18 protein-coding genes are annotated in these 26,444 nt (G+C 60.9%); 12 read left to right on the forward strand and 6 right to left on the reverse strand.

Annotated elements, in window-relative coordinates:
• The first annotated feature begins 56 nt into the window (after positions 1-56).
• Entirely contained in the window at positions 57-920 is an 864-nt protein-coding gene (locus JBE38_RS07120; protein ID WP_090370699.1) for a universal stress protein, read from the forward strand.
• Positions 921-1,032: 112 nt separating this feature from the next.
• Here the strand turns inward: JBE38_RS07120 and JBE38_RS07125 are convergent, their stop codons facing one another.
• Positions 1,033-1,506, reverse strand: coding sequence for a DUF1289 domain-containing protein (locus JBE38_RS07125; protein ID WP_205343984.1), 474 nt, complete (start codon positions 1,504-1,506; stop codon positions 1,033-1,035).
• A 398-nt stretch (positions 1,507-1,904) separates the two neighbouring features.
• Between JBE38_RS07125 and acnB the strand changes: the two genes are divergently transcribed.
• The gene (acnB, locus tag JBE38_RS07130) at positions 1,905-4,514 is read left to right on the forward strand and encodes a bifunctional aconitate hydratase 2/2-methylisocitrate dehydratase (RefSeq protein WP_060752641.1); all 2,610 of its coding nucleotides are present in this window, start codon (positions 1,905-1,907) and stop codon (positions 4,512-4,514) included.
• Positions 4,515-4,765: 251 nt separating this feature from the next.
• Here the strand turns inward: acnB and JBE38_RS07135 are convergent, their stop codons facing one another.
• Entirely contained in the window at positions 4,766-6,415 is a 1,650-nt protein-coding gene (locus JBE38_RS07135; protein ID WP_205343985.1) for a SulP family inorganic anion transporter, read from the reverse strand.
• 144 nt (positions 6,416-6,559) lie between these two features.
• On the reverse strand, positions 6,560-7,837 hold the full coding sequence (locus tag JBE38_RS07140; protein ID WP_090370692.1) for a serine/threonine transporter: 1,278 nt from the start codon (positions 7,835-7,837) through the stop codon (positions 6,560-6,562).
• Between the two features lie 435 nt (positions 7,838-8,272).
• Between JBE38_RS07140 and JBE38_RS07145 the strand changes: the two genes are divergently transcribed.
• A complete protein-coding gene (locus tag JBE38_RS07145) occupies positions 8,273-8,797 on the forward strand; it encodes a cysteine hydrolase family protein (RefSeq protein ID WP_205343986.1) in 525 nt (174 codons plus the stop codon).
• Between the two features lie 16 nt (positions 8,798-8,813).
• Here JBE38_RS07145 and JBE38_RS07150 read toward each other — a convergent pair whose 3' ends face one another.
• Complete coding sequence (locus JBE38_RS07150) at positions 8,814-9,146, reverse strand: hypothetical protein (RefSeq protein ID WP_205343987.1); 333 nt, start codon at positions 9,144-9,146, stop codon at positions 8,814-8,816.
• A 514-nt stretch (positions 9,147-9,660) separates the two neighbouring features.
• Between JBE38_RS07150 and JBE38_RS07155 the strand changes: the two genes are divergently transcribed.
• From JBE38_RS07155 to pdxR, 5 genes are all read left to right on the forward strand, one after another.
• Positions 9,661-10,611 (forward strand): 2-hydroxyacid dehydrogenase, encoded by a 951-nt coding sequence (locus JBE38_RS07155; protein WP_060752637.1) that lies wholly within the window; start codon positions 9,661-9,663, stop codon positions 10,609-10,611.
• 90 nt (positions 10,612-10,701) lie between these two features.
• Positions 10,702-12,558: a pilus assembly protein TadG-related protein gene (locus JBE38_RS07160; RefSeq protein ID WP_205343988.1), complete on the forward strand. Its 1,857-nt coding sequence runs from the start codon at positions 10,702-10,704 to the stop codon at positions 12,556-12,558.
• A gap of 130 nt (positions 12,559-12,688) precedes the next feature.
• A complete protein-coding gene (locus JBE38_RS07165) occupies positions 12,689-13,756 on the forward strand; it encodes a phosphotransferase family protein (protein ID WP_161549833.1) in 1,068 nt (355 codons plus the stop codon).
• A gap of 21 nt (positions 13,757-13,777) precedes the next feature.
• Positions 13,778-14,545, forward strand: a complete 768-nt coding sequence (locus JBE38_RS07170) for an SDR family oxidoreductase (RefSeq protein WP_060752634.1) — start codon at positions 13,778-13,780, stop codon at positions 14,543-14,545.
• Between the two features lie 271 nt (positions 14,546-14,816).
• The gene (gene pdxR / locus JBE38_RS07175; protein WP_205343989.1) at positions 14,817-16,250 is read left to right on the forward strand and encodes a MocR-like pyridoxine biosynthesis transcription factor PdxR; all 1,434 of its coding nucleotides are present in this window, start codon (positions 14,817-14,819) and stop codon (positions 16,248-16,250) included.
• Between the two features lie 41 nt (positions 16,251-16,291).
• On the opposite strand, the gene JBE38_RS07180 is transcribed toward pdxR, so the two are convergent.
• Positions 16,292-16,921, reverse strand: coding sequence for a DNA-3-methyladenine glycosylase I (locus JBE38_RS07180; RefSeq protein ID WP_205343990.1), 630 nt, complete (start codon positions 16,919-16,921; stop codon positions 16,292-16,294).
• Positions 16,922-17,137: 216 nt separating this feature from the next.
• Here JBE38_RS07180 and JBE38_RS07185 point away from each other — a divergent pair, with 216 nt between their 5' ends.
• The 4 genes from JBE38_RS07185 to JBE38_RS07200 all read left to right on the forward strand — a co-directional run bounded on the left by JBE38_RS07185 (position 17,138) and on the right by JBE38_RS07200 (position 21,085).
• Positions 17,138-18,463 (forward strand): C4-dicarboxylate transporter DctA, encoded by a 1,326-nt coding sequence (locus tag JBE38_RS07185; protein WP_205344019.1) that lies wholly within the window; start codon positions 17,138-17,140, stop codon positions 18,461-18,463.
• A gap of 95 nt (positions 18,464-18,558) precedes the next feature.
• Positions 18,559-19,260, forward strand: coding sequence for a FadR/GntR family transcriptional regulator (locus JBE38_RS07190; RefSeq protein WP_090370675.1), 702 nt, complete (start codon positions 18,559-18,561; stop codon positions 19,258-19,260).
• 16 nt (positions 19,261-19,276) lie between these two features.
• A complete protein-coding gene (locus tag JBE38_RS07195) occupies positions 19,277-19,966 on the forward strand; it encodes a GntR family transcriptional regulator (protein ID WP_205343991.1) in 690 nt (229 codons plus the stop codon).
• A 90-nt stretch (positions 19,967-20,056) separates the two neighbouring features.
• Positions 20,057-21,085 (forward strand): tetratricopeptide repeat protein, encoded by a 1,029-nt coding sequence (locus JBE38_RS07200; RefSeq protein ID WP_205343992.1) that lies wholly within the window; start codon positions 20,057-20,059, stop codon positions 21,083-21,085.
• Between the two features lie 91 nt (positions 21,086-21,176).
• On the opposite strand, the gene JBE38_RS07205 is transcribed toward JBE38_RS07200, so the two are convergent.
• Entirely contained in the window at positions 21,177-26,036 is a 4,860-nt protein-coding gene (locus JBE38_RS07205; RefSeq protein WP_090370669.1) for an NAD-glutamate dehydrogenase, read from the reverse strand.
• Between the last annotated feature and the right edge of the window lie 408 nt (positions 26,037-26,444).

The raw sequence follows: 26,444 nt of genomic DNA on the forward strand, positions 1-26,444 counted from the left end.
CCTGACGGGCAGCAACTATAGTGGTTACATGCCCCCTCTTACTGGAGATCCCGATTATGCAAGCCATCCGCAGCATTTTGGTGGTCATCGAACCCGAACATTCGGAAAGCCTGGCCCTCAAGCGCGCCAAGCTGATCGCCGGGGTCACCGGCGCGCACCTGCACTTACTGGTGTGCGACAAGAAGCACGAGCACTCGGCGCTGCTGAGCCTGCTCAAATCCGGTTTGCAGGAAGACGGCTACAGCGTGACCACGGAGCAGGCGTGGAATGACAGCCTGCATGAAACCATCATCGACGTGCAGCAGGCCGAAGGCTGCGGCCTGGTGATCAAGCAACATTTCCCCGACAGCCCGCTGAAAAAGGCCTTGCTCACCCCGGCCGACTGGAAGCTGCTGCGTTATTGCCCGACGCCGGTGCTGCTGGTCAAGACTGCAACCCCGTGGGCCGGGCGGGTGATTCTGGCCGCCATCGACGTGGGCAATAACGACGGCGAACATCGCGCCCTGCACGATACGATCATCGACCACGGCTTTGATATCGCCAGGCTGGCCAAGGCGCAGTTGCATGTGATCAGCGCCCATCCGTCGCCGATGTTGTCGGCGGCGGACCCGACATTCCAGCTCAAGGAAACCATCGAGGCGCGTTATCGCGAGCAATGCAAGGCGTTTCAGGCCGAGTTCGATGTGGACGACGCCCACCTGCATATCGAAGAAGGGCCGGCGGATGTGCTGATCCCCTTCGAGGCGCATAAGTTGCAAGCGGCGGTGACGATCATCGGCACCGTGGCGCGCACCGGGATTTCCGGAGCGCTGATCGGCAATACGGCGGAAGTGATACTCGACGCCGTGGAAAGCGATGTGCTGGTGCTCAAGCCCGGCACCCTGATGGATCAGTTGGAAGAACTGGCCAACAAAGCCTGACCTGCTCCTCCAGTCAATCAAGTGCAATTGTGGGAGGGGGCTTGCTCCCGATAGCGGTGGTTCAGTTACCTATGAGCTGACTGACCCGGCGCCATCGGGAGCAAGCCCCCTCTCACAGATGTAGTGACTCATCCCTCAGGAAATCCGGGGCGATGTAGCGCTGGTAGTGGGCTTCGGACAGGATGAAAAACTCACGATCAATGGCATCGCGCAGCTGCGGCAACGTCCAATCGCGGAATTCCGGCAGCAGCACCATGCCGTAAGCCTCCAGGTTGGAAATCACCCGCGCACCCCGGGCAATCAACTGGTAGGCCCAGCAATACTCGGACTGGTGCGGCACGAAGCGAATCTTGCGCCGCTCCAGTTGGCTGCGCAGCGTCTTGGGGTCGAACACTTCCAGCTTGCCGGCCATGACCTGCACCAGCAACTGCTCCAACCGCAGCCAGACCGCACGTTTTGCCTCTTCGTCATAGCCATTCCACTGCACCACTTCATGGTGGAAGCGCTTGCAGCCACGGCACACGAGATCGCCGTAAACCGTGGAGCACAGCCCGACGCACGGGGTCTTGATGGTTGGATTGGACATGGGCAACGGCACCCGGCTCAGCGAAACAATGGGCCATGTTAGCCCTTTGTCTAAGGTTGATCACCCTGCAAACTTGGTCAGGCAACTTACCTTTAGATTTTTTTTGCCGTAGAATCATCCGGCCTTGTAAGGCGCCAATAATATCCGCTGGAAGCTGTTTTCAAAGCGTCACGAGCACAGTCGTTCCTTCAGAACGGTGTTGGCGCGTGTTATGACCCGGTAGGTCAAAGCCCGCGCCAACCCTCATCAGCTCCGTTCTGCAGGCGTAAAACTTTGAAAGCAGCTTCTGTGAGGAATGCCGGCAGCGCTGGCTTTGCGGCCCAAAAAGCCCCTGAGCGCATGCGTGCCGTTCATTTCTGGATGAGCGTCCCGTGGGACCACTGATGAGGGTAATAACTGTGCTTGAAGCCTACCGCAAACATATCGAAGAGCGCGCAGCACTGGGTATCGTTCCCCAGCCGCTTAACGCCGAACAAACCGCAGGCCTGGTCGAGCTGCTGAAAAATCCTCCGGCTGGCGAAGAAGAATTCCTCGTTGACCTGATCACCAACCGCATTCCACCAGGCGTTGACGAAGCTGCCTACGTCAAGGCCGGTTTCCTGTCTGCCCTGGCCAAGGGCGAAGCCACTTCCCCCCTGATCAGCAAGCAACGCGCCGTTGAACTGCTCGGCACCATGCAAGGCGGCTACAACATCGTGACCCTGGTCGAACTGCTGGACGATGCCACCCTGGCACCTGTCGCGGCCGACCAACTCAAGCACACCCTGCTGATGTTCGATGCGTTCCACGACGTGTCCGAAAAAGCCAAGAACGGCAACGTGCATGCCAAGGCCGTGATCCAGTCCTGGGCCGACGGCGAATGGTTCAAGAACCGTCCGACCCTGGCCGACAAGATCAGCCTGCGCGTGTTCAAGGTCACCGGCGAAACCAACACCGACGACCTGTCCCCTGCCCCGGATGCCTGGTCCCGCCCTGATATCCCGCTGCACGCCCTGGCCATGCTGAAAATGGCCCGCGAAGGCATCGTACCGGACGAGCAAGGCAAGACCGGCCCGATGAAGCAGATCGAAGAAATGCGCGGCCAAGGCTTCCCGATCGCCTACGTGGGCGATGTGGTCGGTACCGGTTCCTCGCGTAAGTCGGCAACCAACTCCGTACTGTGGTTCTTCGGCGACGACGTGCCTTACGTACCGAACAAGCGTGCCGGCGGCTTCTGCTTCGGCAGCAAGATCGCCCCGATCTTCTACAACACCATGGAAGATGCTGGCGCATTGCCGATCGAGTTCGACGTGTCCAACCTGAACATGGGCGACGTGATCGACCTGTACCCGCATGCCGGCAAAGTCTGCAAGCACGGTACCGACGAAGTCCTGGCCACCTTCGAAATGAAGACCCCGGTGCTGCTGGACGAAGTCCGCGCCGGCGGCCGTATCCCGCTGATCATCGGCCGTGGCCTCACTGAAAAGGCCCGCGCTGAACTGGGCCTCGGCCCTACCGACCTGTTCAAGCTGCCTGAAGCCCCTGTCGACACCGGCAAAGGCTACACCCTGGCACAGAAGATGGTCGGCAAGGCTTGCGGCCTGCCGGAAGGCAAAGGCGTTCGTCCAGGCACCTATTGCGAGCCGAAGATGACCACCGTGGGTTCCCAGGACACCACCGGTCCAATGACCCGTGACGAACTCAAAGACCTGGCGTGCCTGGGCTTCTCGACCGATCTGGTGATGCAGTCCTTCTGCCACACCGCGGCCTATCCAAAGCCGATCGACGTGACCACCCACCACACCCTGCCTGACTTCATCATGACCCGTGGCGGCGTATCGCTGCGCCCTGGCGACGGCATCATCCACAGCTGGCTGAACCGCATGCTGCTGCCGGATACCGTCGGTACCGGTGGTGACTCCCACACCCGCTTCCCGATGGGCATCTCGTTCCCGGCCGGTTCCGGCCTGGTGGCGTTCGCCGCCGCCACCGGCGTCATGCCGCTGGACATGCCGGAATCGATCCTGGTGCGCTTCAAAGGCAAAATGAAACCTGGCATCACCCTGCGTGACCTGGTTCATGCCATTCCGTACTACGCCATCCAGTCCGGCCTGCTGACCGTCGAGAAAAAAGGCAAGAAGAACGCCTTCTCCGGCCGCATCCTGGAGATCGAAGGCCTGAACGACCTGACGCTGGAACAGGCTTTCGAACTGTCCGACGCCTCGGCCGAACGTTCGGCTGCCGGTTGCACCATCAAGCTGTCGAAAGAGTCCATCACCGAGTACCTGAACTCCAACATCACCCTGCTGCGCTGGATGATCGGCGAAGGCTACGGCGATGCACGCACCCTGGAACGTCGCGCCCAAGCGATGGAAGCCTGGGTCGCCAACCCTGAACTGATGGAAGCCGATGCCGACGCGGAATACGCCGAAGTCATCGAGATCGACCTGAACGACATCAACGAGCCTATCCTCTGTGCACCGAACGACCCGGACGATGCCCGTCTGCTGTCGAGCGTTGCCGGCGAGAAGATCGACGAAGTGTTCATCGGTTCGTGCATGACCAACATCGGTCACTTCCGCGCTGCCGGTAAGCTGCTGGAACAGGTCAAGGGTCAGCTGCCAACTCGTCTGTGGCTGTCGCCGCCGACCAAGATGGACGCTCACCAACTGACCGAAGAAGGCTACTACGGCATCTACGGCAAGGCTGGCGCACGCATGGAAATGCCAGGCTGCTCGCTGTGCATGGGTAACCAGGCACGCGTAGAGCCGAACTCGACCGTGGTGTCGACCTCGACCCGTAACTTCCCGAACCGTCTGGGTGACGGCGCGAACGTCTACCTGGCTTCGGCCGAGCTGGCGGCAGTGGCTTCTACCCTGGGTCGCCTGCCGACCGTCGAAGAGTACATGGGCTACGCAGCGAAACTGGACACCATGGCCAGTGACGTATATCGCTACCTGAACTTCGACCAGATCGCCGAGTTCCGCAAGATCGCAGCAAGCGCCAACATTCCGGTAGTTCAAGCTTAACGGTATGTTGATGTAAAGGACGCCGCGCATCGCAAGATACGCGGCGTTTTTTTATGCCCGGAATACAGAAATTATGGGGGCTTTCCCCAATACCTGTCAGTTAAGACTTGACGCTATCACTGTGGGAGGGGCGGGGCGGCGATTCGACTTGCTCCCGATAGGCCGCGCAGCGGCTTCAAAAATGGGCCTGCTACGCAGTCCATCGGGAGCAAGTCGAATCGTCGCACCGCCCCTCCCACATCATGTCTGCGTCACGCGTTACTCATCTCAAGCGCCAATTGCACCGCGCCATCGACACTCAAGCCACTGAGCCGCACCTGCGGTGCCACCGCTTCAGGCAACCCCTGCAAGACCTCGCGGGCATCATGTCGCACACGGGCCAACACCAGGCGCTTGCCCTGCGCATGGACCTGGGCAAAAAATGCCGCCAGCGCTTCGATGCTGGTGCCGTCAAGGTCCGGCGATTCCTCCAGGCTCAACACCATCGCCTCGACCGGCGACTGCCGCATCAGGCGCAAGGCCGCGCCAAGGATGCGCTCGGCATTCGCAAAAAACAGGGCTTCGCTGGGCCGTACGATCAGTACCCCCGGTACAGCCGAAGCATCGGCATGGTGCTGACGGTCGACAAAGTCATGGCTGTCACCCAGGCGCCCCAGTACCTGGATATCGGCTGACGACATCTGGCGCAGCATCAACATCACACTGATTGCGACCGCGAGCAGCAAACCATCCAGCACCCCCAATACCAGCACCGCCGCCACCGCACAGATCACCAGTAAACGATCGCGCCGCCAGAGGAAATAACGCCCCAGCGGCTGCAAACTCAAGCCGCGCCCCAGCGCATAGATAACGACAGCCGCCAGCACCGGCTCCGGCGTGAGCGCGACATAGGGCAGCACCGTCAGCACAATCAGCAATGTCACCAGCGCCGCGACGATCCCCGCCAAGCGTGAATAAGCGCCAGCCGCCTCATTGGCCGACGTCGCGGAGTACCCGGCACCGGCCGGCATGCCGTGGAACAGCCCGGAAACCAGGTTGGCCGCACCCAGCGCGAGCAGGTCGCGGTTGGACGACACACGGTCGCCATGCTTGAGCGCGAACGAACTGATAGAGCCGTAGGACTCGGCGTACAGGATCATCACCAGCGCAAACGCCAACTCGCCCAGACGCAGCCAATCGGCAAACGGCAGCACTGGCAAATGTCCCAGCTCCAGGCGCAGGTCGATCATGCCGATCAGCGCCACGCCATGAGCCTGCAGGTCCAGATACTGCCCGGCAGCGATGCCCAGCACCACAACCACCAGCCCACCAGGCACGCGCGGCAAGCGCGCGCACAGCCACAGCACCAGCAACGCCAGAGCCGCCACCAGGGCCGCAGGCCAGTTCCAGCGCGGCAGTTGCTCCAGCAACTGCGGTAGAAAACGGATCAGGTTGTTATCGGTCAGGTGCACGCCCACCACACTGGCCAATTGCTTGAGGATGATGGTCAGCGCCAGGCCGAAGGCAAAGCCACGCAACACCGGCTTGGCGATAAAGGAGGTGACGCCGCCGAGCTTGAACAGGCCGGCCAACAGGAAAAACACCCCAGTGAGCAATACCAATCCGAAGGCCAGGGACAGCCTCAGGGCCGGGTCATCACCGGCCAGGCTGGCCGTTGCCGCCGCCAACACGGCCGCCGACGACGAGGTGGCCGAGACAATCGCAAAACGGCTGGTACCGAACAGGCCGTAGCACACCAGCCCGGCAAACAAGGCAATCACCCCGGCCTGAGGCGGCAGTGCGGCAATGCTGGAATAGGCCACGGCCTCCGGCAGCAGCAAACCGGCAATGGATAATCCGGCCAGCAGGTCCTGGATACGGTTTGAGGGCACGGCGGCAGGTACATCGGTTTCAGTCTTCAATCGGCCCAACCCATCCTGGCAAAAAGCGTGCGTAAGCTTAGCCCTCATTGCCGGGCCGCGGTTGAGCGGCGTCAGCTTTTGTACCGGCAAAAAAAAGCCGATTCGCGGTGTACGCGAATCGGCCTTGTGCCTAATGCCCTGAGGTCAGGACAGCAGCGAGTAGATCAATGCCGTGATTGCCACCAGGCCCACGGCCGTGACGAACACGTTGGATGCCTGCCCGCGGTACTTGGCCATGGCCGGCACCTTGCGAATCGCGTACATCGGCATCAGGAACAGGATCGACGCGATCACCGGGCCGCCCAGGGTTTCGATCATGCCAAGGATGCTTGGGTTAAGCGTGGCAACGAGCCAGCACACGATCAGCATAAACGCGGCGGTCAGGCGGTCCAGTGACTTGGCGGCCGGACGGCGACCGGTCTTGAGCACCAGGCCCTTGAGACCTTCGCTGGCCCCGATGTAGTGGCCAAGGAACGACTTGGCAATCGCCACAAATGCAATCAGCGGCGCGGCGAAAGCGATAGTCGGGTTATCGAAGTGGTTGGCCAGGTACGACAGGATCGACAGGTTCTGGGCTTTCGCTTCCGCCAGTTGCGCCGGTGACAAGGTCAACACACAACTGAACACGAAGAACAGCACCATCGCCACCATCAACAGGTGCGCACGGGACAGGATCTGTGAACTGCGCTCATCAGCGTGGGCGCCGTACTGGCGTTTCTGATCAACGGCGAACGCCGAGATGATCGGCGAATGGTTGAACGAGAACACCATCACCGGAATCGCCAGCCACAGCGTGTTGAGCAGCGCCGAGGGTGCCGGCACTTCATTGGCGGTGCTCAGGATGCCGCCGGTCCAGTGCGGTACCAGGTACACCGCCAGGAACAGCAAGGCCACGATGAACGGGTACACCATCAGGCTCATGGCCTTGACGATCACTTGTTCACCGCAGCGCACTACCGCCAGCAGGCCGAGGATCAGCACGAACGCCAGGACCGCACGAGGCGGCGGCAGGATGTGCAATTGGTGCTCCATGAAGCTGCTGACGGTGTTGGTCAGCGCCACGCTGTAGATCAGCAGGATCGGGAAGATCGCGAAGAAGTACAACAGGGTGATCAATGCGCCGGCCTTGAGGCCGAAATGCTCTTCGACGACGTCGGTAATGTCGGAACCGTCGCGGCCGGACAAGACGAAACGGGTCAGGCCACGATGGGCAAAGAATGTCATCGGGAATGCCAGTACCGCGAGGATCACCAGCGGCCAGAAGCCCCCCAGACCCGCGTTGATCGGCAAGAACAAAGTACCGGCGCCAATGGCGGTGCCGAACAGGCCGAGCATCCAGGTCGTGTCCTGGCGGCTCCAGCTTGTGAGGGTTGCAGGTGTCGTTGCATAACGTTCGTCGACGCTATTGGCCTGATCATTCATCCGGTCGGATCTCCGCATTCACACGGCCGGGACGAGTCAGAAATACCTGACAGGCAGCGCCCCAGCCATAACAAGCGCGCGATTCTCCGGGATTCTTTCGAATAAGCAAAGACTTAGCTGAGGAACGGTGTTGCGGTGCAGATGCGCAAGGTCGGCCATAAGCCGCAGTATCAGCGGGCCGCAGCACAATACAGGGCAACCGGAAGGGCTTTCAGTCGTGTCCATTGACAGCCCGCCGCCCTTCCCAGCATCATCAAACCATGAACCCAATCCCGTTGCGCCTCACCCGTACCACCACCACGACCGCTCATGGCGGGTCGTGCGGTTGCCGTGGGTGTGTGAACTAGAGACACCCCCAAACAACCCAAGGCCCCGCCAGCAATGGACGGGGCCTTTTTATTGCCTCGCCCTCTGGCCACTGCAAGGAGCAAGACCATGGCTGACGCCCTGTTGATCATCGATATGCAAACCGGTTTATACGATGGGCCGGAAAAACCCTTCGAGCGCGAACGCGTTCTGGGCACCATCAACCAGCTGATTCAGCGCGCTCGCAAAGCCCAGGCACCGATATTCGTGGCCCGCCACACCGGCCCCGAGGGTTCACCGATCGCAGCCGGCAGCGCGCTCTGGCAGCTCTGGCCGGGCCTGGACGTCGACCCGGCCCGCGACCATCTGTTCGATAAAACCCGCCCCAGTTGCTTTCACGGCACCCGCCTGGCGCAGGAACTGGCAGCGGCGCAGATCAATGATTTGGTGATCGCGGGCATGAAGACCCAGTTCTGTATCGACACCACCTGTCGAGTGGCAGCCGAGCTGGGTTTCTCGGTGGTGTTGCCGGAGGATGGCCATACGTGCATGGACACCCCGGCGCTGAAGGCCGAGGCGATCATTGAGCATCACAATGCGACGTTGGCGGGCGCGTTTGTGAAGCGAGTCAAAGCCTTGGACATCTGGAACTGAGGCAACGGGCTTTCAACTAATAAGACGAGGTACCCAAGTGGGTGTTGCGCAGTTCGCCATTGATAGCGTTCTGCGCAATATCCAGTTTTTCGACCAGCTCAGCAGTTTCGTGGGCGGTCAGTGCAATCACAGGGCGGGCCCAGTCGAAATCCTTGATGACATTAATTCGAAAGCCACCCGCGGCATCAAATTCCGGGTACCAGCCCACATCCAGCAGCAACCCACCCGCGAATTCGACCTGGAGCATATCTTCCTTCAATAGGTCGATCTGCTTCGCTAACGCTACATCCTGCAGGATCGACAAGTCATCATGAGTGACGGTGCCACCGGCAAAGTGAAATGGGATCAATTTGTTAACCTCCTGAATTCCTGTTCAGAAATCGGATGACCATGAATAGCGCCAGCACTCAGTTCTATGCGGACCCAGCGACTGAGCCTGCCATGGCTGGCGCCAATGCAGTGTGGATACTCCATGACTTTCCAGGGTTTTCCATTAGTGGTGCAGACACCATTTTTATAAGCCTCTCGTTCAAGCATTTCAATAGCGGTACCGGGCCTGTATTTAGCCGGGCCTACCAACGTGCCAGCGATGACTGTTCTCCAGGGTATTAGCGTCGAAGGGCTGTGTTTGTAACCGTACGGCGTCCATTCAATCTCTTCGGGTGTGGCAGGAACAAGCATCCATGTCGTCTCTGCGAAGTGGGAAAGTCGACAAAGTCTGGCGCAGCTTTTCGACGCTGGAGGGGGAAGCAGAAAATTCAGAATGGCCTTACACAAGAAGAACTTTTTCTACTTGAACAAAACGCTGTGCCCTACAAATCCCGCATACTGCCCTTATCAAACCCTTCAGGAAGAGCCTTGCGATGTCCACCACTGTTCTGGTCCTGGTTGAAACCATCAACGACTACCTGTCCATCATCGAGGACAGCGAGTTCCATGTAATCCTGGCTCCGACGCCCGCCGAACGCGCCCAGGCGATCAAGACCCACGGCGGGCAGATCAAGGCTGTGCTGACCCGTGGCCCACTGGGGCTGTACGCCGAGGAAATCGCTGCGTTGCCGCTGCTGGAGATCATCTGCGTGATCGGTGCCGGCTACGAGCATGTGGACCTGCAGGCGGCGAGCAATCGCGGGATCGTGGTGACCAATGGCGCCGGGGTGAATGCGCCGTCGGTGGCCGACCATGCCATGGCGTTGCTGCTGTCGCTGGTGCGCGGTATTCCCCAGACCGATGCGGCGGTACGGCGCAGTGAATGGCCGAAGGTCATGCGCCCTTCCCTGGGCGGTAAACAATTGGGCATTCTCGGGCTCGGTGCAGTCGGCATGGAGATCGCCAAGCGCGCTTCACTCGGTTTCGGCATGGAGGTCAGTTATCACAACCGCCAGCCCCGTGATGATGTGGACTACACCTACTGCGCAACGGCGATAGAACTGGCGCGCACCTCGGACTTCCTGATCCTGGCCACGCCGGGCGGCGCGGGCACCCGCCATCTGATTGATCGCCATGCGCTCGACGCCCTGGGGCCGAACGGCTATCTGGTGAACATCGGGCGTGGCAGCGTGGTGGTCACCGCTGACCTGGTCGCCGCCCTTGAGCAACGGCGTATCGGCGGCGCGGCGCTGGATGTGTTCGATGATGAGCCCAAAGTGCCGGACGCCCTCAAGCGCCTGAGCAATACCGTGCTCACCTCGCATGTGGCCGGCCTGTCGCCCGAAGCCGCCCATGACACGGTGCAACGCGTGGCCGACAACCTGGTGGAATATTTCGCCGGCCGCCCGGTGCTGACCCCGGTGGCACTGCCGCCACGCAACTAATAGCGATTAGCCAGCCACGTCGTAAAACCTGTCTACACTGCATGCGGGGATGCTCAGGACGCCGGTGCAGGACCGGCGAAGGAACGCACAATGGTTGGCCATGGACCCGGCCCGGCCCGTCAACGCGGTGCCATTGGTTTGATCGGCGCATTGACGCTTGGGATCGCGCTGTTGTTTCTGCTATTGGTGGTCGACAGTGGCCGCCTGTACCTGGAAAAACGCAAGCTGCAACGAGTCGTCGACACTGCGGCGCTGGAAGCCGTCAGCCGCGGCGGCAAATGCACGGCGCCGAATGACAATGCCGCGCAATTCGCGACCCAAAGCGCCCTGCGCAATGACTTCCCGGTCGATGCAAACCGTACGTTGAGCACCGCCTGCGGCGCCCTGGCCACCGGCGCGGACTTTATGCGCACCTTCAGCGCCGACCCAACCAAAACCGATGCGATCCAGGTGATCGCCACCCACCGCGTTGCCACCAGCATCGCCCATGCCCTGCACACACTGTTTTCGGCACAGCCCATCAGCCTGACCACGCTGCTGAGCGCCACCGCCGTGGCCGCCGCCCCCGCACCACCGGTGGCCACGCTCACCGTGCGCAGCACCTTGCTGACGATAGACAGCACTCAATCCGCCGCCCTCAATGGCCTGATCGGCGGCCTGCTGGGCGGCAAGCTGCAGCTCGACGCGGTGGGTTGGAATGGCTTGATCAATACCGATATCAGCCTGCTCAGCTACCTGGATGCCCTGGCCATCCGCCTGAATGTCAGCGCCGGCAACTACGACCAACTGCTCCAGACCGACGCCACCGTTGGCCAGTTGATCCAGGCCGCCATCGACGTGCTCAAGCTGGGCGGCGACGCGGTCCAGGTGGTGATCAACAACCTGGAAACCATCAAGCTGATCGCACCCGGCACGCAGATCCTGCACCTGGGTGACCTGGTCAAGATCCAGAACGGCACCGATAAAAGCGCACTGAATGTCGACCTGCAACTGTTCAACCTGATCCAGGGCTTTGTGCAACTGTCGAACAAGGCCAGCGCGGTGGCGGTCGAGCTGCCGGTCGATGTGCTGGGCTTGTTGAATGTCACGGTCAAGACCCGGGTCATCGAGCCGGCCCAGATCTCCGCTATCGGTAACCCTCAGTTGATCGACACCCAGCCGATTGCGGTGCGCACGGCGCAAGTCAGGACCTGGATTTCCCTTAAACTGCCGGTGATCGACGGGCTCACCAAGGTGATCGGCCTGGTCACCGACCTGGTGGGTTTGCTGCTGGGCAGCTCATTGGATGTGGTGCCTGGCACGCAAATCGATATCGCCCTGGAGGCCGCCAGCGGCAGCAGCTACGTGACCGGCTATCGTTGCAACGGACCCGCCGACAAATCCCTCTCGGTGTCAGGCACCACCTCAGCCGTCAGGCTGATGGTGGGCCAGGTCGACCCGAAGAACCTGTTCTCATCCACCGCCCCGCTGAAAGTCGACGACTTCCCGCTCCTCGACCTTGGCGTCAAGACCTGCAGCAAAGGCGTGTGCGACCCACGACAACCCTACGCAGTCGGCGGCCTGAGCCTGCGCGTCGACAGCAGCGTCGCCAAGACCACCCGCGCCCATGTCTATGTGTCGCCACCGGAGGTCAAGCAACCGCCGAGCTATTTCAGTTTCAGCGCCAATAACGTGGTCGGCAGCTTGAGCGACACCCTCAACGGTATCCGGCTGACCAGCCATACACCGACACTCACCGGGCTTCTCGGTTTGGTGGTGGGCCTGGTGGTCGACGTGCTGACCGGCGTGCTGAACCTGCTCAGCGGGGTCATCTCCGGCCTGCTCAGCCCTTTGCTCGACCCGCTGGTCAATAACCTGCTCGCCGGCCTGGGCGTGGACCTGGCAAAAGTCGAAATCGGTGCCAACCTGTCCTGTACTCCCGGCGGCCGTGCCGTGCTGGTGATTTGAGCACATCAGGCCCGCTGATCATCCTCCAACACGCTAACCTATTAAGCCGCCCCGACCTTGTCGCTGAGCGGCGGCGCGCATTAGATTAGCCAATAGTCCACGGCCTTTAAAATAAGCAGAAGGGATAAGCATGGCGCTTAACGACCAATCGACTCAGATCCGCCCAGGCGAAGAACTGGATGCCAGCCTGATCGATCCTTACCTCAAGGCCCACATTCCGGGGCTGAGCGGCACAGTCAAGATCAGCCAATTCCCCGGCGGTGCGTCCAACCTGACTTACCTGCTGGAATACCCGGGCCAGGAGTTCGTACTGCGCCGCCCGCCATTTGGCCACAAGGCCAAGTCCGCCCACGACATGGGCCGCGAATACCGCATTCTCAACCAGCTCAAGGATGGGTTCCCGTACTGCCCGAAAGCCTATGTGCATTGCACCGATGAATCGGTGATCGGCGCCGAGTTCTACGTCATGGAACGGGTCAACGGCATCATCCTGCGCTCTGACCTGCCGGCCGAACTGGAGCTGGACGCGACCCGGACCGAAGCCCTGTGCAAAAGCTTCATCGACAAATTCGTCGAACTGCACCAAGTGGATTACACCGCCTGCGGCCTGGCCGACCTGGGTAAACCCGAAGGCTATGTCGCACGGCAGATTCGTGGCTGGAGCGAGCGTTACGAAAAAGCCCTGACCCCGGACGCCCCCAGCTGGGAGAAGGTGCGTCTGTGGCTCAACGACAAGATGCCGGCCGACCATCCGACGTCCAGCATCGTGCACAACGACTACCGTTTCGACAACGTGATCCTCGACCCGCACAACCCGATGCAGATCATCGGCGTGCTGGACTGGGAGCTGACCACCCTCGGCGACCCCTTGATGGACTTGGGCAACACCCTCGCCTACTGGATCGAAGCTGCCGACCCCGCACCCGTGCAACTGATGCGCCGCCAGCCGAGCAACGCCCCCGGCATGCTCACCCGCCGTCAGTTTGTCGATTACTACGCCGAACGTTCCGGCCTGCAGATCGACAACTTCGACTTCTACTACACCTATGGCCTGTTCCGCCTGGCCGGGATCGTGCAGCAGATCTACTACCGCTTCTTCCATGGCCAGACCCAGGACAAACGCTTTGCGCAGTTCATCCAGATGAACAAGCTGCTCGAGCAGATGAGCCTGAATGTCATCGCCAAATCCGCACTCTGATTACCAGAACAAGGAAACCTCATGTCCAAGACCAACCTGTTCGACCTCGACGGCAAGATCGCCTTTGTTTCCGGTGCCAGCCGCGGTATCGGTGAGGCCATCGCCAAGCTGCTGGCCCAGCAAGGCGCCCACGTGATCGTGTCCAGCCGCAAGCTGGAGGGCTGCCAGCACGTGGCCGACGCGATCATCGCCGATGGCGGCAAAGCCACCGCGATTGCCTGCCATATTGGTGAAATGGAGCAGATCACCCAAGTGTTCGCCGGTATCCGGGAACAGTTCGGGCGCCTGGACATCCTGGTCAATAACGCGGCGACCAACCCGCAATTCTGCAATGTGCTGGACACCGACCTCGGCGCGTTCCAGAAGACCGTCGACGTGAACATTCGCGGCTATTTCTTCATGTCGGTGGAGGCCGGCAAATTGATGCGCGAGAATGGCGGCGGCAGCATCATCAACGTGGCCTCGATCAACGGCATTTCCCCAGGCGTGTTCCAGGGCATCTACTCGGTGACCAAGGCGGCCGTGATCAACATGACCAAGGTGTTCGCCAAGGAATGTGCGGCGTTCGGCATTCGTTGCAATGCGCTGCTGCCGGGCCTGACCGATACCAAATTCGCCTCGGCGCTGGTGAAGAACGATTCGATCCTGAAAATGGCCTTGGCGCAGATCCCGCTCAAGCGCGTCGCCGACCCGAGCGAGATGGCCGGTGCGGTATTGTTCCTGGCCAGTGATGCGTCGAGCTACACCACCGGTGTATCGCTGAATGTAGACGGCGGCTTCCTGTCCTGACCCCCAACTGTAGAGAGCGCGCTTGCCCTAATGCCAGTCAGTTAAGGATCAACGCGGTCACTGTGGGAGGGGGCTTGCTCCCGATGGCGGTGTGTCAGTCACGGTTTCTGAACCTGACACACCGCCATCGGGAGCAAGCCCCCTCCCACAATTTATCCATCGTCCGCTTTATCGCTTAACTGACTGGCATTAGGGCAAGCCCGCTCACTACAAGTATCAGGGGGGATTTGCGGGTAACCTTGGCGCAGACCCATCTGTCCCAGGATGAAACATGGAACTGCACCTCGTCATCAATGGCCGCAAGGACCTGGCCGCCCAGCTTTACCAGCAGTTGCGCGAAGCCATCGCCGCCGGGCGGCTTTCGGCCGGCGCGCAACTGCCTCCCAGCCGCCTGCTCGCCGAGCAGTTAGGCGTATCGCGCAAGACCGTCTCCGACACCTACGCCACGCTGACGTATGAAGGGTTGCTGGTCGGCAAGATCGGCCGGGGCACCTTCGTCAACGCCTGGGCGCCGCCGCCCGAGCGCCTGCAAACCGCCGCCGACCTGGCCTGCGCCGCCAACCTGGAAAAATGGGCCGCGTTGCCCTCGCCCATGCACCATCCCACACCTGAGAAAACCCTGCGTTATGAATTCCTCGGCGGGGCCACCACGCGCAATCAATTTCCCCAGGATGAATGGCGACGTTGTACCCAGGATGCATTACGTCGTGTCGCACTCAACAGCGGTTTTTACAGCCAACCGGAAGGTCTGCCGGCATTGCGCGAGGCTATCGCCGGGCATATCGCCTTTTCTCGCGGGGTGAAATGCCACGCCAATGACATTGTGGTCACCAACGGCGCGCAACAAGCGCTGGACTTGATTGCTCGCGTGGTGGTGGAACCCGGTACTCTCGTCGCCATGGAAGACCCCGGCTACAGCCCCGCCCGCCAGCTGTTCACGGCCATGGGCGCGCGTATTGCCGACGTGCCGGTGGACGCCCAGGGCATCCAGGTCGACCAGATCCCCGACGACACGCGACTGATCTATGTGACCCCGTCCCACCAGTTCCCCCTGGGCATGCCCATGAGCCTGGCGCGCCGCGAAGCCTTGCTGGCCCGCGCCCTTGCGTTGGGCGCGATCATCATCGAAGACGACTACGACAGTGATTTCCGCTACGAAGGTCGCCCCGCCAACTCCCTGCAAAGCATGGACAACCGGGGCTTGGTGGCCTACGTCGGGACCTTCTCCAAATCCCTGCTGCCGCAGTTGCGCCTGGGCTATGCCGTACTGCCGCCAGCCATTCATGGCGCAGTGCTCAAGGCCAAGCAACTGACCGACCAGCACAGTTCCACGTTGCCGCAATGGGCATTGGCCAAGTTCATCAGCGAAGGCTGTTTGCTCAAGCATATTCGCCGCTGCCACTCGGTCTACGCCGGGCGCCGCGAGCGCATCCTGCAGCGCCTGGCCGGGGACCTGTCGCCGTGGTTCGAAGCGGTGCCCAGTGTGATCGGGTTTCATATGGCGGCGTTGTGCAAGGCGCCGCTGGATATCGCGAAGCTGATTCGGTTGGCACGGGAGGCGGACGTCGGCCTGTACCCGCTGGATGTGTTCTTTCATAGCGCGCCGGTGCGCCAGGGCCTGACGCTCGGGTTCGGCGCGATCGAACTGCTGGACATCGACCCGGCGCTGGACCGGGTGCGCGATATCCTGCGCCAGATGGGCTAGAGCACCGACGCGGTGAAGCCCCGCAGGCGCAAATCAGCGCCTCACGGGCGCTTGAAGTGCCGGCGCAGCTCTTCAATGCGCGGCCGGCAAGCACAGCCCTCCAGGTGATCATTGACCATGCCCATGGCCTGCATCAACGCGTACATCGTGGTCGGGCCAACGTAGGTCCAGCCGCGCGTCTTCAGGGCCTTCGACAACCGCACCGAAGCCGCAGACGTCGGGTTGCCCGTCCAGTAAGCCAGGTCCACCTGCGCCGGACGCTCCTCATCCGAGGGTTCAAACGCCCACAACCAGCGCGCCAGCGACCCGGTTTCATCCACCAGCTCACACGCCCGGCGCGCATTGTTGAGCGTGGACACGATCTTCGCCCGGTTACGCACGATGCCCGGATCATTCATCAAGCGCTCTATATCGGCCTCGCCGTATTGCGCCACACGCCGAAAATCAAACCCCTCGAATGCCGCCCGGAACTGCTCGCGCTTACGCAAGATGGTGATCCACGCCATGCCCGCCTGAAAACCTTCCAGGCAAATTTTCTCGTACAGCTGAATATCATCCGCCACCGGCACGCCCCACTCGTGGTCGTGATAATGCGGATATTCCGGCGCCGAGGTGCGCCAAGTGCAGTAGGTCAGCCCTGTTGTATCCGTGGTCAGCCCTGGCTTGTCCATGCATTACCTCTCAATCAAGGCGCGGATAATAAGCGAAAAAAATTCCGACCCGCCAACCGCTCAAGCCTGAGTCTCACCGACCAACTGGTCAGACCGGGACCGGTCAAGCCCTGAATTTTTACTTGTGATTTCAAAAAAACCCGGCGTAGACTGGCCCGGCACTGGACTTACCGGTAATACCACAACAATTAAGCCCTGGAATCACCAGGGCACCGAATAGAGATCCCTCCCATGCTCAGATGGTGCTCGCGTTCGATTTTCCTGCAAGTCGTGATTGGCCTGATGCTCGGCATCATCTGCGGCCTGACCCTTCCCGAATTCTCCTCGCAACTCAAACCCCTGGGTGACGGCTTTATCAAGCTGATCAAGATGCTGATCGGCCTGATCGTGTTCTGCGTGGTGGTCAGCGGTATTTCCGGTGCCGGCGACTTGAAGAAAGTCGGGCGAATCGGCCTCAAGTCGGTGATCTACTTTGAAGTGCTCACCACCGTGGCCCTGGTCATCGGCTTGATCATGGCCTTCAGTACCGGCATCGGCACCGGTGCCAATATCCATCTTGAGCAGCTCTCCTCCGCCGGTCTGAATGAACTGGCCGACAAAGGCCAACACATCCGTGGCACCAGCCAGTTCCTGATGGACCTGATCCCCAACTCGGTGATCGGCGCCTTCGCCGACAACAATGTGCTGCAAGTGCTGCTGTTCTCGGTGCTCTTCGGTAGCGCACTGAACCTGGTGGGTGAAGCGGCGTCAGGCATTTCGCGCCTGATCAACGAACTGAGCCACATCATCTTCCGCATCATGGGCATGATCGTGCGGCTGGCGCCGATTGGCGTGTTTGGCGCGATCGCTTTTACCACCAGCACCTATGGCCTGGATTCGCTGCAGCACCTGGGCAGCCTGGTGGGTTTGTTCTACCTGACTTGCTTTGCCTTTGTCGCGCTGATCCTGGGCCTGGTGATGCGCCTGTCCGGCCTGCGCATGCTGCCGCTGCTCAAGTACCTGCGTGAAGAACTGCTGATCGTGATGGGCACAGCCTCCTCCGACGCGGTGCTGCCACAGATCATGCGCAAACTCGAACACCTGGGGATTGGCAGCTCCACCGTGGGCCTTGTGATTCCGACCGGGTATTCGTTCAACCTCGATGGTTTCTCGATCTACCTGACCCTGGCCATTGTGTTCATCGCCAATGCCACCGGCACGCCCCTGTCGATGACTGACTTGCTGACCATCCTGCTGGTGTCATTGATCACCTCCAAGGGCGCGCACGGCATTCCCGGGTCGGCGCTGGTGATTCTGGCGGCGACACTCACCGCCATCCCGGCCATTCCCGTGGTCGGCCTGGTGCTGGTACTGGCGGTGGACTGGTTCATGGGCATCGGCCGCGCGCTGACCAACCTGATCGGCAACTGCGTGGCGACCGTGGCCATTGCCCGTTGGGAAAAAGATATCGATATCCAGCGCGCCAACAAAGTGCTCGACGGCCAGCAGGGTTATACCTTCCAGGCCAAGAAACCGGTGCTGCCGACACACCAGGAGTTCTGATCCATTTTCATGGCAGACATCGATCAATTGTGGGAGGGAGCAAGCCCCCTCCCAGACTTTGACAACCGTGTTTGCAACATCAAGGAGACGCAGACGTGATCAGCACCTCAACCGTCGTCAATTCAGTGGTAGAAAAACTGCGCGCCGCGCTCAAGCGGGGCCAGTGGCGCCAGGGTGAAATGCTGCCCGGCCAACGCGAGCTGGCCGAACAGATGGGCATCAGCCGCCCCAGCCTGCGCGAAGCGGTGATTGTGCTGGAAACCCTCGGCCTGGTGCGTTCCATGCCCGGCAAGGGCGTGGTGGTGCTCGAAACCAGCGTGAACGAGCCCCAAGCCAGTGACACCGTGGCCGATGCCAGCCTCGAAGACATCCTGCAACTGCGCTACACCCTCGAACCGTTCATTGTCGGCCTGGTAGCGCAGTCCATCAGCAGCAAGGAAGTCGGCCAATTGCGCCTGACCCTGATGGATATGCGCGAAGCCCTCGACGCAGGTGACGCCGAAGCCGGGATGAACGCCTACCTCAACTTCCACGAAGAGCTCTTCGCCCTGACCTCCAACCCGATCTTCCAGAACGTGGTGCAACAGACCAGCAACGCCCTCAAGCAGAGCGCCCATGTACTGCGCAACTCCCCCGAACATCTGGCCGAACGCCTGCAGGAAAATGAAGCCGTGGTGCGCGCCATCCGCAACAAGAACAGCGCCCTGGCCAGCGCCGAGATGCGCCGGCACATCCTTCAGGAAGGTCTGCGCATGGGCATACGCTTGAATATCCCGGACGACCATCTGGGCAGCTGATTATTGGAGACAGGCCATGACCGCCCGCGCGCTACAACGTAATTCAGTCATCACCGCCCTGCCTGCCATGCGCCTGGTCGCGGGTAAAAAACCCTCGGTGGACGATATCTACCCACGGCTGTTCGACGCGATTCTGGAACAACGCATCGCGCCGGCCAGCCGTTTTACCGAAGAGGGCCTGGGCGAAATCTTCGGTGTGAGTCGCAGTGTGATTCGCCGGGTCTTGGCGAAACTGTCCCATCAACAGGTGATCATCCTGCGCCCCAACCAGCGCGCCCAGGTGGCGGCGCCGGATGCTCGGCAAACTCGACAAATCCTCGAAGCGCGGCGGCTGACGGAGATCATGGTAGTGCAACTGGCCTGCGCAGCAGCCACCCCCACCCAGGTACGCCAGCTACGTGAGCTGATTGCCAGGGAACGCGACTGTATCGAACGTGACCAACGCGCACCGGCCATTCGATTGTCGGGGGAATTTCACCTGCAGTTGGCGGCGATCGCCGGTAACGCGCCGTTGGCGCAGTTCCTCAACAGCCTGGTACCGCTGACATCGTTGATCATTGCGCAATACGAAACCCAAGCCTGCACCTACTGCACCTGGCAGGAACACCTGGCGATGACAGACGCGATTGAACAGGGCGATGCAGACCACGCCGTGAACCTGATGACTCAGCACCTGAACCATCTGGCCCATCGTCTGACTCGCTGAGCGCAGCCATAGCTATGTAACACTCGCGGCCCAGACAACTTTCTTAACCTGTGTTTTCACTCATCAAGTGCACAAGCACAGGTAACCCTCATGTACGTAGACTCTCAAACACTGCCTGCGCTGTTCACACTGCTCACACAGTTGAACGCGCAGAAAAGCCTGTTGGGCGAACCCCTCCAGGCATCACTCGACCAGCTCAATGGCATCGCCGGCAGGATCGGGTTTGAACTGTTTTCCCTGGAAAGCTACGCCCAGGCCGAGCTATGCCTGAACATCACCGCTGCACGAGGTCATGCCGAGGCGCAGTACGCCATGTCCCTGTGTGTCAGCCGGCGCGACGGTGACTTGCGCATAGCCTCTGAAGAAGCGCGCCAATGGCTCAAGCTGGCAGCCGCCCAGAACCATATCCCTGCCCTGATGCGACTGGGTGATGCCGACTCCCTTGCAAAGGCACGCGAACAACTGACGCCCAACGCCGCTGCGGGCGATACCCAAGCCATGCGGTTTCTGTTCCTGCTCGACAAGGAGGTGAGCTGGTTGGACAAGGCCGTCGCCAGAGGTGATCACACCGCACAATTTCAACTCGCCCAGGCCTATCGCGACACGCCACAGCTGATACCCAACGCAGTGGAACGCCGCGCACTGGTTGAAGAGCTGCTGCAAAAAGCGGCGGACGGCGGCGACCTGCAAGCCTTGGCTGATCGAGTATTTTCCAGCAAGTCCAGCGCCAGCGTGCTGGAAAAACAACAACGGTTGATACAACTTGCAGGGACGGGGCAATTGGACGCGCTGCTGGAATATGGCTATGCACTGGCGGGCATGCCGCGTAATGGCAAAGCCAAACTCAACTTTGCGCAAAGGCACCCCTCGGCGCCGCGCACCTACGGGCTGGCGCGGGATTTCGCCAAGGCCTATGCCGTACTGGGGCTGGTATTGCCGAAACTGCCGGACTATCCGGCGGCTGAAATACTCAAGCAAGACATGAATGCTATCTGGCATCAAATGACCCTGGAACAGTACTCAACCTGCGAGACCCTTCGCCTGGATCTGCAGGCGCGCATTCCCAGGGTATTCAAACTCATGGCCCCCATCATCATTGTCGGCAGGCCATCGTATTGATCGCCGAGAACCCCGGCCTTTGAAGATCGCATAAAAAAATCCCCGCATGTTTCCATGCGGGGATTCTTGGTTACAGCCATGGATCAACGGTTTAAATCACCGGCTGACCACTCATCGCCAGGTCCAGCAGTTCACGGTTGGCCACTGCATACATGGCGTAGTCCGTGCCGACCGCAGAGCGGATTTCCAGCATCATCGCGACCCAACGATCCGCCATGTCCTTGTGCTGCTCAAGCCACAGGGCCACGCGGGCTTCCATGTCTTGTGGCGCATCGGCCATTTGCAGGACGGAGATGGTGATCGCCCGTTGCTGCCAGTCCACATCATCGCGGAAGGCTTCACGGGCCTGGGCCTGCCAGTTGTTGGCCACCGGCAGATCGCTGATCTGCTGCAGATACCACGGCAAGTCCAGGGCGCTGCCGACGGCGAAGTAGGCCTTGGCCACTTCGGCGGCGTCATGCCCTGTGACGTCGGCCGCTTCGATGATCGGCAGCAAGGTGTACAGGTGCGTGGTACCGGCCACCATGCGCGCCAGCAACTCCGGCACGCCGGCGTTGGTGTAGGCCTGGTAACGGGTCTGCCAGCCTTCGCGGGTCGGGCCTTCCAGCAGTTCGTCAAGCTTGAGACCCAGCGCGGCCAGGTGCGGACCGAAGTGTGCGGTATCACGACCCGCGTCCTGCTCGTTGCGACGGCTGCGCAGGAACCAGCGCGTGGCGCGACGGCCCAGGCGCATCAGTTCATCCATCAGCTCCAATTGCACATCAGCCGAAACCTGATAGTCCAGGGCCTCGATCTGACGGAACCAGTGCGGGAGGTGGAAGATGTCACGCACGATCACATAAGCACCGGCGACGTTCGCCGGGCTCATGCCGGTGGACTCCTTGAGCCGCTGAACGAAGGTGATCCCCATGTGGTTGACCAGGTCGTTGGCGATCTGGGTGCTGACGATCTCACGCTTCAAGCGGTGGCGACGCATGGCCTCGGAGAACTTGGCCACCAGGCTTGGCGGAAACGCGGTTTCCATGTCACGGGTCAGGTAATCGTCATCCGGCACCAGGGACTTGAGCAACGCTTCCTTGAGGTCGATCTTGCTGTACGAGATCAGCACCGACAGTTCCGGACGGGTCAGGCCCTTGCCATTCGAAGCACGCTCGGTGAGCTGCTCCTCGGTCGGCAGGTACTCGATGGCGCGGTCCAGCTTGCCACGGCCTTCCAGGTCGCTCATCAGGCGCTTGTACTCGGCGGCACGCTCGTAGGCACGGCGTGCAGCCAGGGACAGGGCCTGGGTCTGCTTGTAGTTGTTGCCCAACACCAGGCCGCCGACTTCGTCGGTCATGCTCGCCAGCAACTGGTTGCGCTGCTTGTCGGTCATGTCACCGGCCTGCACCACTTCGTTGAGCAGGATCTTGATGTTCACTTCGTGGTCGGAGCAGTCCACGCCACCGGCGTTGTCGATGAAGTCGGTGTTGGAACCGCCGCCATTGAGGCCGAACTCCACACGCCCCAGCTGGGTCATGCCGAGGTTACCGCCCTCGCCCACCACCTTGCAGCGCAGCTCGTTACCGTTCACACGCAACGCGTCGTTGGCCTTGTCGCCGACATCCGCATGGCTTTCGCTGCTGGCCTTGACGTAGGTACCGATACCGCCGTTCCACAACAGGTCCACCGGTGCCTTGAGCAAAGCGTTCAGCAGTTCGGTCGGGGTCAGCTTGTCGGCCTTGATGTCGAAGCGTTCTTTCATCTGTGGCGAGATGGCAATGCTCTTCGCGCTACGCGAGAAGATGCCGCCGCCTTCGGACATGATGCTGGTGTCGTAGTCAGTCCAGGCCGAACGCGGCAGGTCGAACATGCGCTGGCGCTCGGCAAAGCTGGTCGCCGGGTTCGGGTTCGGATCGATGAAGATGTGCAGGTGGTTGAAGGCCGCAACCAGTTGCAGCTTGTCGGACATCAACAGGCCGTTACCGAACACGTCACCGGCCATGTCACCCACGCCGACGACCGTGATGCTGTCTTCCTGGACATTGATGCCACGCTCGCGGAAGTGGCGCTGTACGCCGACCCACGCGCCCTTGGCGGTGATGCCCATTTTCTTGTGGTCGTAACCGGCCGAACCGCCGGAGGCGAACGCGTCGCCCAACCAGAAGCCATAGTCGATGGCGATGCCGTTGGCGATGTCGGAGAAGGTCGCAGTGCCCTTGTCCGCTGCCACGACCAGGTACGGGTCATCGTCGTCATGACGCACGACGTTGGCCGGCGGCACCAGGGCGCCGTCCTTCAGGTTGTCGGTGATGTCCAGCAAACCGGAAATGAAGATGCGGTAGCAAGCGATGCCCTCGGCCGCGATCTCGTCACGGGTGCCGCCCAACGGCAGGCGACGCGGCAGGAAGCCGCCCTTGGCGCCCACCGGCACGATCACCGAGTTCTTCACTTGCTGAGCCTTTACCAGGCCGAGCACTTCGGTACGGTAGTCTTCTTCGCGGTCCGACCAGCGCAGGCCACCCCGCGCAACATTACCGAAGCGCAGGTGCACGCCTTCGACACGCGGCGAGTAGACGAAGATTTCAAACTTCGGCACCGGCTTGGGCAGCTCGGGAATGGCACGCGGGTCGAACTTGAAGCTGAAGTACGACTTGTTCTGGCCGTTGGCGTCGGTCTGGTAGAAGTTGGTGCGCAGGGTCGCCTTGATCAGGTCCAGGTAGCGACGCAGGATGCGGTCTTCGTTGAGCACCTGGACGTCGTCCAGGGCGCTGAGGATCGCTTGCTCCAGGCGTTGCTGCTTGTCTTCCAGGTCGTCGGCGGTGAGCTTGCGCGCCAGGTAGAAGCGCGTCTTGAACAACCGGGTCAACTCGCGGGCGATGTCGGTGTGGTTGTTCAGGGTGCTGGCGATGTAACCCAGGTCGAAGCCCAGGCGGATCTGCTTGAGGTAACGCGCGTAGGCACGCAGCAACGCCACATCGCGCCATGGCAGGCCGGCGGTCAGTACAAGGCGGTTGAACGCATCGTTTTCGGCGTCGCCATGCACGATGTGCACGAACGCATCCTGCAGGGTGTCGTTGAGCTGCTGGATATCCAGGTTCACGCCTTCGGCGGCGATGAACGCGAAGTCATGGATCCAGAACTCACGGCCATTGGCGTGACGCAGACGGTACGGGAATTCACCCAGCACGCGCAGGCCGAGGTTTTCCAGGATCGGCAGCACGTCGGACAGCGCCAGCGGGGTATCGGCATGGTAGAGCTTGCAGTGCAGCTCGCGCTGGCCGGAGACCTGGCCCAGCGGCTGGTAGAAGCTCATCACCAGCGGGTTGGCTTCGGTCAGGCTGAGCAGGTGCTGCATGTCGACCACGGCCGAATGCGCGGCAAAACGCTCGCGGTAGCCGGCCGGGAAGCCTTTCGGGAAGTCAGCCAGCACGTTGGTGCCGTGGGCTTCGCCGAAGCTCTCGACGACCAGGCTTGCGTAGTCGTCCTGCCAGCTGCGGCAGGCTTGCACCACTTCTTTTTCCAGCTGGACCGGATCGATGTCCAGGCGGTTCTTCGGGTCGACCCGCAGAATCAATTGCACGCGAGCCAGCACGGATTCGGAGAAGAACGTCCAGAACTCGCAGTCCGACGCTTTCAGGCGATCCATCAGCACTTGCTGGATCTTCTGGCGCACTTCGGTGGAGTAGATATCACGCGGCACATAGGCCAGGCAGTAGCAGAAACGACCGTACGGGTCTTTGCGCAGGAACACGCGGATCTTGTTGCGTTCCTGGATCTGCACGATGGACATCACGGTGCTGAACAGCTCGTCGACCGGGGTCTGGAACAGGTCATCACGAGGCAGTACTTCGACGACCTGAGCCAGCTCCTTGCCCAGGTGCGCCTTGGCCTGGAAGCCCGAACGACGTTCGATTTCCGCGACCTTGCGGCGGATATAAGGGATCACGCGCACGCTTTCACCATACACCGAAGAGGTGTACAGGCCCATGAAGCGGTGTTCCTTGATGACGTTACCGTTCGCGTCGATCTCGCGGATCGACACGTAGTCCGGGTAGGCCGGGCGGTGCACACGGCTTGGGTGCGCGGCCTTGGCGAACGACAGCACGGTCGGTTCACGCAGGTAGGTCACCGCGTAATCTTCGATGCGCAGGTCGTCGGCGGTCAGGCCGGCACGCAGCAGCTTGGTCAGGCCGAGGAAGGAATTGGCGTCATATTCGATATGACCGCCGTCCTTGTCGTCACGTACCACGAATTCTTCATAGCCCAGGAAGGTGAAGTGGTTACCCACCAGCCACTCCAGGAAGTTCTTGATCTCGGCCTTCTCTTCGCCGTCGATGACGAACTGGCTGGCATCGATACCGGCCAGCAGGTCCTGGACCTTGGCTTTCATCGGTTCGAAATCGGCCACGGCCACGCGCACTTCGCCCAGCACCTGCTCCAGCTCTTTGCCCAGCACGTTCAGTTCGGCGGCATTGGCGCAGCGATCGATTTCCAGGTACATCAGCGATTCTTGCAGGACGCCTTCGCCCTGGGTGCCCTTGGGCAGGATTTCCAGCAACTCGCCCTTGCCGCCACGGCGCACGCTGAGCACGGTGGTTTGCAGGGTGTGGATGCTGTAGCCGCGGCGGTTCAGCTCGGTACGGACCGAGTCCACCAGGAACGGCAGGTCATGGTGCAGCACTTCGACCGCGGTGTGGGTCGACTGCCAGCCATGACGCTCGTAATCGGGGTTGTAGACCCGCACTTGCGGTTGGGCGTGGTCAAAGCGCTCAAGCAGGCGCCAGGCAGACAGGGTGCAACCGGCCAGGTCGGAAAGGCGACGTTGGGTCAGTTCGTCCAGGGAAATGATGCCGAAGAATTGTTCAGCGAACAGCGCCACTTGTGGCAGTGCCTGTTCACTGATGTGCTGCGCCAGTGCCGCTTGCAGTTGGTGCTGGAAGTCGGCCTTGCTGGCTGCGGTGAAGAACGCCATCTGTGGTACTCCGCTTGGGCTTGTTATTGATGGAAGCGTCGCGTGTTATCCCCTTTCGGGGAGACCGTCGACTCTGTTCGCTGGTATTCATAATAAGCACCATAAACGAATCAGGGTGACAGGTGGGTGAAGCTGGACAAGACAATCAGGTCACATACAACTTCCATAAGATGCGCACTTTGCCGGGTGACGGTACGACGGGCAGGTCAGGCGCCTGGCTCATGCACATCCGTTGCGCAGCTTAACGAGTGTAGGAAGACCGCTGCTTGCGGCGCTGCGACATATTCGGTCATCGGTAAGCAGGCGCGCGGTTGCGACTTGGGCAACCCGTAGATTCCGGTAGAAAAATCGGTTGTTTTCGAGACAAAAAGTGCCGGAAGTGACTGATTTTACCCATCAGGTCATGCC

It is taken from the genome of Pseudomonas sp. ICBG1301 (assembly GCF_016918385.1).
Taxonomy (GTDB): domain Bacteria; phylum Pseudomonadota; class Gammaproteobacteria; order Pseudomonadales; family Pseudomonadaceae; genus Aquipseudomonas; species Aquipseudomonas palleroniana.